The sequence below is a fragment of the Halostagnicola kamekurae genome, assembly GCF_900116205.1.
Lineage (GTDB): Archaea > Halobacteriota > Halobacteria > Halobacteriales > Natrialbaceae > Halostagnicola > Halostagnicola kamekurae.
On sequence record NZ_FOZS01000003.1, the window covers coordinates 480218 to 491679 of the forward strand.

The 11462-nt window shown below is 56.6% G+C and carries 9 protein-coding genes and 6 pseudogenes; 8 read left to right on the top strand and 7 right to left on the bottom strand.

Annotated elements, in window-relative coordinates; translation table 11 throughout:
- The first annotated feature begins 28 nt into the window (after positions 1 to 28).
- Positions 29 to 1069 carry an ABC transporter ATP-binding protein gene (locus BM348_RS16200; protein ID WP_245779499.1) on the top strand — a complete coding sequence of 347 codons (1041 nt, stop codon included), beginning with the start codon at positions 29 to 31 and terminating at the stop codon, positions 1067 to 1069.
- Complete coding sequence (locus BM348_RS16205; protein WP_175507220.1) at positions 1066 to 1974, top strand: ABC transporter permease; 909 nt, start codon at positions 1066 to 1068, stop codon at positions 1972 to 1974. The genes BM348_RS16200 and BM348_RS16205 overlap by 4 nt, the downstream gene beginning before the upstream one ends.
- Positions 1975 to 2533: 559 nt before the next feature.
- On the opposite strand, the gene BM348_RS16210 is transcribed toward BM348_RS16205, so the two are convergent.
- Together BM348_RS16210 and BM348_RS16215 are read right to left on the bottom strand one after the other, a co-directional pair.
- Positions 2534 to 3013, bottom strand: coding sequence for a type II toxin-antitoxin system VapC family toxin (locus tag BM348_RS16210; protein WP_092906461.1), 480 nt, complete (start codon positions 3011 to 3013; stop codon positions 2534 to 2536).
- An 11-nt stretch (positions 3014 to 3024) separates the two neighbouring features.
- Positions 3025 to 3294 carry an AbrB/MazE/SpoVT family DNA-binding domain-containing protein gene (locus tag BM348_RS16215; RefSeq protein ID WP_092906351.1) on the bottom strand — a complete coding sequence of 90 codons (270 nt, stop codon included), beginning with the start codon at positions 3292 to 3294 and terminating at the stop codon, positions 3025 to 3027.
- Between the two features lie 272 nt (positions 3295 to 3566).
- Here BM348_RS16215 and BM348_RS16220 point away from each other — a divergent pair, with 272 nt between their 5' ends.
- Entirely contained in the window at positions 3567 to 4331 is a 765-nt protein-coding gene (locus BM348_RS16220; RefSeq protein WP_092906353.1) for a pirin family protein, read from the top strand.
- 254 nt (positions 4332 to 4585) lie between these two features.
- Here the strand turns inward: BM348_RS16220 and BM348_RS22450 are convergent, their stop codons facing one another.
- Both BM348_RS22450 and BM348_RS22455 read right to left on the bottom strand, forming a co-directional pair.
- Complete coding sequence (locus tag BM348_RS22450) at positions 4586 to 4855, bottom strand: PLP-dependent transferase (RefSeq protein ID WP_175507221.1); 270 nt, start codon at positions 4853 to 4855, stop codon at positions 4586 to 4588.
- Between the two features lie 27 nt (positions 4856 to 4882).
- A complete protein-coding gene (locus tag BM348_RS22455; protein WP_139231215.1) occupies positions 4883 to 5062 on the bottom strand; it encodes a PAS domain S-box protein in 180 nt (59 codons plus the stop codon).
- A 427-nt stretch (positions 5063 to 5489) separates the two neighbouring features.
- Here BM348_RS22455 and BM348_RS16235 point away from each other — a divergent pair.
- Positions 5490 to 6121: pseudogene (locus BM348_RS16235) on the top strand (IS6 family transposase).
- Positions 6122 to 6460: 339 nt separating this feature from the next.
- Here BM348_RS16235 and BM348_RS16240 read toward each other — a convergent pair.
- Positions 6461 to 7411, bottom strand: a complete 951-nt coding sequence (locus BM348_RS16240) for an AEC family transporter (protein ID WP_092906357.1) — start codon at positions 7409 to 7411, stop codon at positions 6461 to 6463.
- 117 nt (positions 7412 to 7528) lie between these two features.
- Between BM348_RS16240 and BM348_RS16245 the strand changes: the two are divergent.
- Both BM348_RS16245 and BM348_RS16250 read left to right on the top strand, forming a co-directional pair.
- A pseudogene (locus tag BM348_RS16245) lies at positions 7529 to 8259 on the top strand (IS6 family transposase).
- A gap of 241 nt (positions 8260 to 8500) precedes the next feature.
- Positions 8501 to 8929, top strand: coding sequence for a universal stress protein (locus BM348_RS16250; RefSeq protein ID WP_092906359.1), 429 nt, complete (start codon positions 8501 to 8503; stop codon positions 8927 to 8929).
- 434 nt (positions 8930 to 9363) lie between these two features.
- On the opposite strand, the pseudogene BM348_RS21955 reads toward BM348_RS16250, so the two are convergent.
- Positions 9364 to 9537, bottom strand: a pseudogene (locus tag BM348_RS21955) (MFS transporter); the annotation flags it as partial.
- Positions 9538 to 9540: 3 nt separating this feature from the next.
- Positions 9541 to 9902, bottom strand: a pseudogene (locus BM348_RS21960) (transposase); the annotation flags it as partial.
- Positions 9903 to 10455: 553 nt separating this feature from the next.
- Here BM348_RS21960 and BM348_RS21965 point away from each other — a divergent pair.
- A pseudogene (locus BM348_RS21965) lies at positions 10456 to 10791 on the top strand (IclR family transcriptional regulator domain-containing protein); the annotation flags it as partial.
- Positions 10791 to 10964 (top strand): annotated as a pseudogene (locus BM348_RS20740) (mandelate racemase/muconate lactonizing enzyme family protein); the annotation flags it as partial. The pseudogenes BM348_RS21965 and BM348_RS20740, both read left to right, overlap by 1 nt.
- Positions 10965 to 11462 lie beyond the last annotated feature (498 nt).

Consider the following 11462-nt stretch of genomic DNA (forward strand, 5'->3'; position numbering starts at 1 on the left):
CTACGGACTCGTGGTCACAAAGACCCCTGTGACCGACGACACGCTGCGGAGAGACGGACGCGGTGCCGCCATCGACGCCGAGGGCGTGGAACTCACGTACGCCGACGGGACGGAGGCGGTGAAGGGGATCGACCTGACGGTCCCCGAGGGCGAGTTCTTCGGTTTCCTCGGTGCAAACGGCGCGGGGAAGACGACGACAATCAAGACGTTCTCGACGCTGCTGTCGCCGACCGCGGGGTCGATCACCGTCAACGGCTTCGACGTGCGAGACGAGCCCCGCACGGTCCGTGAGACGATCGGCTATATGGCTCAGGAGACCAGCGTCGACGAGGAACTCACTGCTCGCGAAAATATCCGATTCGCTGCGCGGGCCTACGGCGTTCCCAAGAACGAGCGTGCCGAACGCATCGACGAACTGCTCGACCTGGTGGACCTGGCAGATGTGGGCGACAAGCAGGCCGGCGAGTTCTCAGGCGGGATGAAAAAGCGACTGGACGCCGCGACGGCGCTCGTCCACAACCCACCGCTCGTCTTCCTCGACGAACCAACGACGGGGCTGGATCCGAAAGCGCGAAATCGCCTCTGGGAGTACTTTGAGCGCATCAACGAGCGCGGGACGACGCTGTTTCTCACCACACAGTACCTCGAAGAGGCCGACCAGCTCTGCGACCGCATCGCCGTCATTATGGACGGCGAGATCGTCGCCACGGGCTCGCCCGCAGAGCTGAAACGGCGAGTCGGCGGGGAGATCCTCGACGTAGACATCCCTGCCGGAGAGGACGCCCGCGAGCGCGCTGCCGAGATCGCCCGCGAGCGCGACATCTTCGACGCCGATGCGGACGTGACTGTCACCGATCACGGGATCAGCGTCACCGCCGAGGGGGCGCGCGAGTACGGGACGGACCTGCTCGTCGCCCTGCGCGACGCCAAGATCACCGTCACCGGGTTCAATATCCGCGCACCGACGCTCGACGACGTCTTCCTCGCGATCACAGGCGAGGAACTCGACTCCGAGGATCGGTCGGCCGACGCCACTGACGTGATAGAACCAGAGGTGACCGCCGAATGAGCGAGCCCTCGAGAGACGAGGCCGCTGACAAGGCCCGCGCCGACGGTGGGCACGTCCGCACGACGCCGTCGAGCAACTCCTTTTTCAGCGATTTCTGGGTGAACTTCGTCCGCTGGAACTTGAAGGCGGTACGTAACCCATTCGTCGTCGTTGGGTCGCTCGTCCAGCCGATCATCTTCCTCGTCCTGTTCACACAGGTGTTCGGCCAGATTGCGACGAGCGCGCTCGGTAGCGGTGGCGGGGCGGGGGGCATCACTTACGAGACGTTCCTGCTGCCCGCCATCGCGATGCAGGTGTCGCTGGCGGCCGCCGCAGGGTCAGGGATTGGTCTCGTCAACGATATGGAGGAGGGGATGTTCGAGAAGACGCTCGTGATGCCGATGAGCCGCTCGGCGATGTTCCTCGGAAAGACCGCCGCCGAGATCATGCGGATCGTCGTCCAGATCGCTATCATCCTCGTGCTGGGTTCGGTGCTCGGCGCGAACGTCGCAACCGGGTTCCTCGGCGCCATCGGGATCCTCGGCATCGGCGTCCTCTTCTCGCTGTGGTTCATCGCGCTCTCGAACATCATGGCCGTCGTGACCCGCGACCAGGAGTCGACCATAATCGGCGCGAATCTCCTGCAGTTCCCCCTGCTGTTCGTTTCCACCGCCTTCCTCCCGTTGGACTCGATGCCCGACTGGATTCAAGTCGTCGCGACGTACAATCCGATCACCTACGGCGTCGATGCAGCACGCGCGCTTATGCTCGACCAGGACGTCATGACCGTCGTCGAGGTTACTCGCTTCGGCGGTATCTGGGACACACTTATCCCGGCAATCGCCGTGCTCCTTGTTCTCGATATCGTGCTCGGCGGCGTCATGGTCTACCTGCTCAACCGCACGTCGAGTTCTGCCGTGCAGTGAGATCCGCGCCGGAGCATCCCACTATAGACGTGACTGGGGCCGGTCGGCATACGCGTCGTCTCGGTACGGCTCCCAGTTTGCAATCGGTCGCTCCGTGGTTGATAACTAAAGTTGAGATAGAGGGGAACAACTCCAAGGAGGAGTGGTCCTGACATCCAGTACGGCTATGCCCCGACCTAGGTGAGAACCGTGGTTTGGGTAGCAAGTTGCTTGTATCTAGAACAAAGGTGGCCTGTTCCCAGAGTGTCATAGAACAGTTCTCATACTCCCCCGTAGCTGCCTGACAAACGGCAGGTACAGATGACTAGTCTATCGCCCAATACGGAAGAATTTTAAATAAGTTACAAGAAACATGGTATATGTCTGAACCCACTCAGAGATCGATCCTCGGTCTAAAAGTAATGGTATTAGGCGTTCAGATAGCTATTTTTGGTCGATACATCTTCCGGGATGCCCTGATAATCGTTTTAGGAGGCGCAATCACTGTTCTTGGACTGTTTGTTCGGTGAGCAGCTGTAGTTGCCGTTCAATATAGGCCGTATATGCATTACAGATCATACTACCCATCAATTAATGTTAATTTCTCATGTTTCTCAGTTGGGATTGGATTGACGTATTTCACATCTTCGTCGTCACAAAGATCGTCGAAATCGCCGTCAGTTGTAATCAAGTAATCGGCGTCATAAGCTCGTGCAAGCGCAACGATGAACGAATCGTACACGTCGTGGTTTTTCTCAGCGCTGATCTCGTATGCCTCAAGCAGCGTTGTCTCGGTGGCACTGACGATTCGTGCAGGACTACGAACAAGTGATTGAATAGCATTTCGAGCAGCAACTGCGTCTACCCCAAAATTGCTCGTCATCAAGTACTGGGCCCGCAACGGATAGTAATCGAACACGAGCAAGACGTTTGGCCCATCGATTGCGTTCTGGATCCACGGATACACGTCGTCGTGTGCAGGATGATCATCGGTGAGCGCAATTGAGAGGACATTCACGTCAGTGAGAACCGTCACTTCAGTCGGGAGCGAATCAGTCATCGGATAGTCGCTCACCGGTCCATCGGCCCGAAGAGCGATTCTCCGGCATCGGTTGGTGTTGTATTCTCCCAGTTCTCTTGACCGGCTGTTGCTGTCTCTAATTTCGAGCTTGGCTTGGGGTTGACTTCGAGGACCGACCCGACGAGGGTTGCAGGAATCTCATCGTTTGATTCGATTCCTAATCGGTCCCGAACCTCTTTTGGGAGTGTTACCCGTCCTCGATCGTCCACTGTGAGCGTGAGTTCTTCCCCGTTGTTCGCTTCAAATGCGGACTTTCCCATTTTTAACCACCTGGTTCCCACTACTGTGTTGACATACAAAACTCTTGCGCCACTTGAAATACCGGTCAGTTCGCACGTGTAGTGGACGAACAATTCAGGCCATATGGGACGAAAAGAACCCCAGGTGGATCGTTCTATGACACCTCTGGTCTGTTCCAGCTAAAGTGCATGTGCTCTCGGCGCCAATGGGTGAGCGTGAGGAGGTGAGCAGCGACGCCGTGCAACTCCGTCGCGCAGAACGCATTTAGCGGGTGAGCGACTACAAACAGGTAATGACCGATTCGTCTCCCACACAGACACAGTCTCGTATCTACACGGCGCCGCGAACGGATGTCTCGCAGAATCAGGGCAAGTTCCGGATTCACTTCAACTTTCCCGGCCGCGCCGTCCCTGATCACGACGACCACGGGTACGGGCCGCTCGCGACCGTCGTCGAGTCGTTCATGGACCCCGGGACCCTGATCCGGATGCACCAGCACCGCAACGAGGAGATCATCTCGTGGGTCCCCGAGGGCGTGATGCGCCACGACGACCGGCAGGGCAACGAACTCGCCACCGATCCCGACCATCTGATGGTTATGAACGCCGGCAGCGGCTTCTGGCACGCAGAAGAAACGCTCGCCGACGACCCGCCGCTGCGGATGCTCCAGATCTTCGTCCGCCCGCACAGCCTCGACCTCGAGCCCGGCATCCAGCACGAGCCGATTCCCGACCCGATCGCCGGCGAGTGGCGCCACCTATTCGGGCCCGAGGGGACCGACGCTCCGCTGTACGTCCGCAACGACGTCGGCTTCTACGACTGCCGACTCGACGCCGGGGCCACGACCACGCTCCCGTCGCGACCGGGGTGGGACACCTATCTGTACGTATTCGATGGCGCAGTCGAGGTTGGCGATGAGCCGGTCGGATTCACCGAGAGCGCACTCGTGACTGACGACGACGACGTGGCCGTCACTGCAACCGAGGACGCCACTATCGTCGCGTTCACCATCAACCCCGACGCGCCGATCACGCGCCAAGGCACTATCGGCCGCTGAGACCCCGATACACCGACTGTGGGTGGTTCTGCGCCCTCGGGAGGATGGGGGTTTCAGCGGAATTCCTCGCATCCGGGTGATTTCCGGGAGTAAACAGCAGTCACCAAGAGTGGATTCGACGACATCTCTACCAAGATCAGGTCAGTGTCCGAATCACCTACCGCAGCGACGTTTTTGGGCTCGCGTGCGTCGATGAATCAACGTCGATACCACAGCGCCCTGCCAGCATCTCTGTGAGCAGCTTTTCAGTACCGCTATAGACGGAGTCCGACGACACGATGTACCCCCAGTGGAACCAGCGATAGCATCGTCGTCGAGATAGCGGCCATCCCCGAAGCGAACACCAATCCATGCTCGCCGCCTTCGAGGCGGGCGATCTGGTCTTCGAGGGCCGCCCGCGTTGGATCGCTCTCACGCGAGTACGCGTGTTCAGTACATTCGTCAGACCCAGCCCACTCGAAGGTGGGAGAGGTGCAGTGGCGGAATGACGTCGCTTGGTCCACCGTCCGCAGGACGAATCCCACTTGAACCTGATCCGATGGCGATCGCTTTCAGAACGACGATGCACGAGCTGGGTCAGTGGTCGGATCGATGTCCCAGACCGTTCGTCCAAGCAGTTCGTCTTCTATGTATCCGATTTCGATGCACAGTCGTTGGTTGACATTTTGAATTACACCGTCGATGTCATGGACTACGAACATACCCGGGGAGTGCTCGAAGAGCGCGTCGATCCGGGCACTATGGGACTGTAACTGCTGTTCGTATTTACTTTCAAGTAGATTTAAAAGACAGAGCTTTTACCATTTAGTGTAAAATAATTATTCGCATCGTTTAATAGCGCTGCGTCGATCCATCATTGGCAGATCTGAGGGTATACACGTACGAGTAGGTGCCCGCCACTCGTTGCTGCTCCTGGTGAAATATTTGTTCACAACTAAGAGTTAGATACCAGAAAGGGGTTAGTCGGTTATCCAACATCTATCAATGTGTCATATTTCCGCCAGTCAGTGCTTCAGAGAATCGGTCTCTTCAGCTTTTTCTCCGTTAGGGAATGCACAGGACTCACAGGAAATGGGGGCTTACAATCCAGCCAAAACAGACAGGTGGGCGTGTTCAGATAAGAATTGAAGGGTGAGACGTAGCGTTTTCAAGTGATCTATGCCCGAAAGCGCATGCCTCACTGGTAGTATCGACCGACTCGAGCTAGATTTTATAGGGGGTGGCAACACCGAAGCTGTTGATGAAGCTTGGTACTCAGCTCCATTTTGCTTTACCATCACTTTCAAATACTGTTTCTATTCTTGAGTTGTTTGGTATTGAGAAGGCTCGATCGACCGTTCACAACTGGGTCCACAAGGCCGACCTACAGCCAGAAGACGGGCACTGTCCGGATCACGTTTCGGGTGACGAGACTGTGATCCAGCCCAATGGACAGCAGTACTGGCTGTACGCTGCTGTCGATCCGGGAACCAACAAATTTCTCCATACACAGCTTGAATCCACCACTACGACCGTTCCGCCCAGGCATTTCTCGCCACACTACAGGAAAAACACAACGTTGAGGACGCGTGTTTCTCGTCGATGGCGTGACCTAACACCAAACAGCATGCTCATGACACGGCCTCGATTTCAGATACGGGAAACGAGGAGATCGGAACAGCGCCGAACGTACCTTTCGAGAACTAAAACGACGAACCTCTTTGTTTAGTAATATCTTTAGTCACGCCTATCTAGAAACTACTGATCAGTGGCTCAGATCGTTCGCACTAGCATGGAATCAGCTTATCTGAACACGACCCTCGAGACAGGAGCAACTGTTAACAAGAGTGGACCCATCACTGTCTAGTTAAGACCCTTTGACGGTAACTGGCGTTTCAAGAATTTATAACGGCAAGTAAGATACTGACTGAAAGAGCCACTCATCAGGAACGTGGGCTGAAGTCGGCGAATTGTCGCTGCTGGCCAATTGAATTCTAGTTGTAGTTGATTTATTTTTATAAATACTGTATAGGTGCTAAAATACTATCCATAGAAATAACCATAATTGGTTTAACGGAAATCTCGTTTCCTCAACGCGTTGAACCCCGGTATCTGAGTCACCGATGTCAGGTGCTCACAGTCATTTCGCTTTAGCTGAGAATCCCGGATTGCAATACGCCGATAAGCGCCGTGACGGTCACTATGCTCGCGACCGTTGTCAGGAAGACTGTTGCACTGATGAACTCGTCCGCAGAGAGACCCTCTACATCCTGGCTAAACGCGCCGACAAGGATAATCGTCGTGACGCCCGTCGGCGTCGCGAGTAGGACTACGACAACCTGTGCAACTGTCGTATTCCCGATTCCGACCGCGAGGACGGCGGCGATCGCGAGCAACGGGGCCACTAGAAGTCGCATCGCGCTCGCGGTGCCGATCGGGCGGACGTCGCCGTCGCCGTCGACGTTCGACAGTTGGATCCCGAGGATCAGCAGCATCACGGGAATCGAGGCGTTGCCGAGCAGTTCCAGCGTCTGCATCAGCGCCGTGTCCGCCGCCGGGACGACGCCGAGCCACCGCGCCGCGAGTGCGGCGCCGACCGCGTACACCAGCGGGACGCCGAACACCCGGCGCATGTCCGCCAGCGGACTCTCCTCGCCCCCGCGGGCGGCGATGTAGATGCCGACGGTATACAGCATGACACCCTGAAGCGCCGTCACGAGGACGGCGGTGCTCCGCCCCGTCGCTCCGAACGCGAAGTCCACCAGCGGAATCCCGTAGTTGCCGGTGTTCGGAAAGACCGTTGCGAGGACGAACGCGCCCAGCAGCGGCTCCGAGTGGCCGGTCGAGCGAGCAATGCTCTCCGCGAGAGCAATCATCGCTATGGTGAACAATGCGACTGCCAGAACGACGTCCACAATCGTCGAGCCAGCCAGTGATGACGTCGTGAGGCTGTGGACCACCAGTGCGGGCGCGAGTACGTAGACGGTGATCGTGTTGAGCGCGTCCGGTTCGGTATCCTTACTCCAGCCAAGCGTGAACCCGATCGCTGCGATCCCGACGACGGGCAAAATCGCCGTCGCGAGAATCTCCAGAAGAAACATGGATGAATCTACTTCGCCGAACCATTAGAAGACTTCTGAATTAGATGGGTCAGTTTAGAGGGCAGTGTCTAGTTAGCTCAGTTTGAGAAGCGAGCAGGTCGGAGAGCTAATTTGGCTATGTCTCTTGCAGATCTGCTCAGTGAGTCCTATGCGGCGGAATTTGATGAAGCTTGGGAGCGTGAGCGGACGGCGATTGCGTCAGGGTGTTTGCCGTCCGGCTCCACGCGACCGGTTGTTCACTTCGAGAGACATAAGCGATTCTTCGCTTGATCGGCGTTGAACGGTCTCACCAAGTGATCTGGAACTGAGTATATGGTCTTCCCGAGAGTGTTCCAGACTCGCCGACGTCCACGAGAGCAAAGCTCTCGTGCGGCCCATCAGAACACGATGCGTTCTGAGGACGGCGAAGCCGTTGTGGGTTGCCATTGATGAAACAGCTGTCAAGATTAACTGCGGCTGGTCTTGGGTACGCTGCAATCGACCTAGACTCGCGACTGATTCTCGATGTCGCAGTGTACGGACGACGAGGCATCAATCCTGCCGCTGCATTCCTGCATCGGTTGACCGAAAAACACGATTTCGATGACACTGTGTTTCTCGTCGATGGCTACGGCTATCTGACTGCCCTCTCTCGGTTAGGATCGAGCGGTCAGCTCGACTACGTTAATCGAAACCTGATCGAAAAATGGTTTCAGACGTTCAAGATGCGAGTTGACCGCTTCCATAACTCGTGGGTAGGCAGTCGGGCGAGCGTCAGAAACTGTCTTGAACAGTCCGCACACTACTATAACACACAGCGACCGCATCAATCACTCAACGGACAAACGCCAGTCGAGGTGCTAAACTAGCAGTGCCGGAAGCTCCAATCTTCTAGCGGTAGCAATCTAGATGTTACAAGAACTACACTATCGCCTTCTTGCGTTCAACAGAGCAACCGAGTCCCTGTCCATCAATAGCAACCAACGAACTCCTCGCTACCGGAAGTTACGACTGGTCGGGATGAGCGACACTACAATCCACTACTTTCGTGAACCAGCCCCTTACAACCAAACCCAAATTTATTTACCGTCCAACATCTAATCATATCGCATGACAATTGTTGCTTCAGTTGATGACGAGGAGAGGTCGAAAGCAGTAGTGAAGGAAGCGGCGACGTTAGCCGACCGCTTTGACGAACCGCTTCATGTCGTCTCCGTGTATGAAGATTCGGAGCACGATCATCTCCTCAACGAGAAAGCCAACATCGATGAAAAGCCGACGGAGGAGGACAGAAAAGAAATCGCTCGAACGGTCGCCGAACGGGCTTCCGATGGGATTTCGAGGGAACGCGAAGTGATTGGACGAACGGGAAATCCCGCCGAAGAAATCCTGAACTATGCTACCGAGGTAGATTCCCGATATCTCGTGCTGGGCGGACGGAAACGATCGCCGGTCGGCAAGGCGCTATTCGGAAGCATCACCCAATCGATCCTTCTGGACGCGGACCGACCGGTAGTCGCGGTAATGGACGGTAATTGATCCGTCTGCCGTGTGATCTCCCCAGATCGTCCGTTGGTTCACCAGAAGGCGTTCGACGACTCCGACCTTCTCTAAAATGCGAGTACCGGTAGCGTCGGACCGGGGAGCGCATTGGCGACCGTTTTCGGATCATCCGCTGTTCGGAGGCGGACCGCCCCGCGTGACTGATGAATCGGAGCGCGTGTGATGACAAGCAAGAAACCCCGACGAGGGCCGCCGGAAGCAGCGCGGTTCTCAGGGAGATCGTTACGGAATCATCGTCTTGCGAATTTACATGTTATTGAAATTACGTGGGCGGGAAGGATCAGTACTTCGAGGGCGAACGGCGCTCGAGGGCGATCAGTATCGTCACTCGGGAATCGAGATGAACTCCGGTTCGACCTGGCGCAACCGCTCGGTACTCTCGAGAAACGAGTGGGGGCCGTCGTAGAGGTCAGTGCTGTCGCTGAAAACAGAAGGATCGCCGAGTCCGCGACGATAACGAGCGCGAGCATTGCCGCGGCGAGGAGCGAACTGGTGATCAATAGTGGTCGCTCTCCTATCCAGTCAGCGAGGATCCCACCAGGAAGGTGGCCAGATGCATACGCGATCCAGAGGATCGTCAACAGGAACGCGTTTCGGCGGACGACTCGTGGGCCAGCCTTCGTGTCATGTTCACGCTCGATACAACAATGAACGTCCAGTACCGCCAGCGACTCTGTATCGGTGAGTGTCGTCACTTTGATTGTCTTGACTGCTTGATTCCGTCGCTGGAGGTAGTACTACGAGGCTTGCTTCCGTTCGAAGAACGTACTGTCAAGGGCGATATGGTCGGAGTGGAGTTGCTGCTCGAAAGCGCACAGGAACGCCCTCCAAACTACATTGCGTATCGATCAAGCGAGTGGTAGAACATCGTTGGATCAGGCGATGTATCTGGGTGAATGCCGAGACGCTCACAGATATCTGGCATAAGTCCAAGCCGATCAACGAGGTCGAGGAGCGCGACTGCCATAATCGACTTCTCGACCTCGTTCTCTCAAACCGTTACGGAATAATTCCGTTGCTGTTTGCCGTTTTCAATAGAGGGGGAATTTAAGTGCTCGAATATGGACCACCGGCAGTCCCGGGCAGACACACGAGAGCCGAGCGATTACACGATGTGATCGCGTACTTCGCGCCGAATGCGACCGTTCACTCACGCTGGGACCGTAAGGCGCTGCGGACGAGTGGGTATGGTGCTGTGGACTCACTCGTTCTGTCGTCGGACTGAAACCACTGCTCATGCAAGAGGTGCGTTTCGAGTCTAATAATGCTATTCTCTATATCTAAACACTCGCCTCTAAAACTGGGAACGAGTGGTAGCAGTTACCTATGTACAACTCAAAGCGATGGGACGCCATAGTGGCGAATAACACATTGTTTCTTCGTCGCATGGAGTTCAAACACCGTGTGAGTGTATGTATTTACATTCATACTAACGTAATAACACGGCAGTGAGTCTGACAGAACAGTGTTCTGTAGGGGGAGAAAATCATCCTCTAACCGAGATCCTCGACAAGCACGGGATGCCCAAGGTGACCAAGCAGACGATCACGGACCGCGGCCAACTGTTCAATAAACTTGACCAGGTCCGCGAGCAGAAGTACACAGTCGACAACGAGGAGCGTCTCGCCGGCCGCGCGGTTCGGTACGATCTATCCGGCGAGTCGGTCGACGAGCTCTCTGTCCCGGCGCTGAAGGTGTCGTCGGTCACGTTCGCCGGCCCCGAGTACGACGAGTTGTATCTCACTACCGCACTTGAGGGCGGCGATCGGGAGGTGGAAGACGACGGTGCCGACGCACTCTTCCGGGCGACGGTCCTCGAGACGGGCAGCAGCGAAGAGCCGTTGAGTACCACTCCTACGAACTCGGCTGGTGGTCGGATCTCGTTGAGGAGAACATTATCGAGAACGGTTACGCCGAAGTGCCGGAGAAGCCGGGTCTCGGCCTCACGCTTGACCTCGACGCCGTCGAGGAGCACCTCGCCGAGGGTGCTGAGATGTTCGACGAGGCATAAGCCGCTATCACGCTCGTGAATCTCCGATTTGCGTTGTTCGACGTGAGATCTCACGTTCGCTGAGATTCACTCAGCGGTCGGCTCACGCGATGTGCGCCGCCGTCGGGTTCTCCGAGCATTGTCCCCCACTGTCCATAACAACATCGTGTCCGCAACGCTTAGATCCGGTGGGCCGAGAACACGCGGGAGCAGGACGAAACGAGGTGAGTCGAAAATCGATGACTCCCGCCGACGGCGGCTTTTCTGTGGTCTCTTACGTTTTCTACGGACGTTCGTTCGCCAGTGACTGCCTCAAGCGCGCGACGCTGCCTTCGCTATCGCACGCGATCGACTGGTTACACTGATCGCACGCTCGACAACGACGGAACGCAAGGGACGGCGAAAACGAGTCCGTCCCGCTTACGCCAGCGGAAGGACCGTCGAAAAGACGAGTGTGCTCAACAGGCCGACCAGCCCGATGAGGATGGTCGCAACGGTCCAGGTCTTCAGCGTCTCAGC

Excerpts from the sequence above, each read along its gene's own strand:
- BM348_RS16210 (WP_092906461.1), bottom strand. The coding sequence starts at position 3,013 with ATGACTGATTCGCTCCCGACTGAAGTGACGGTTCTCACTGACGTGAAT.
- BM348_RS16205 (WP_175507220.1), top strand. The coding sequence starts at position 1,066 with ATGAGCGAGCCCTCGAGAGACGAGGCCGCTGACAAGGCCCGCGCCGAC.
- BM348_RS16240 (WP_092906357.1), bottom strand. The coding sequence starts at position 7,411 with ATGTTTCTTCTGGAGATTCTCGCGACGGCGATTTTGCCCGTCGTCGGG.
- BM348_RS16250 (WP_092906359.1), top strand. The coding sequence starts at position 8,501 with ATGACAATTGTTGCTTCAGTTGATGACGAGGAGAGGTCGAAAGCAGTA.
- BM348_RS16215 (WP_092906351.1), bottom strand. The coding sequence starts at position 3,294 with ATGGGAAAGTCCGCATTTGAAGCGAACAACGGGGAAGAACTCACGCTC.
- BM348_RS16220 (WP_092906353.1), top strand. The coding sequence starts at position 3,567 with ATGACCGATTCGTCTCCCACACAGACACAGTCTCGTATCTACACGGCG.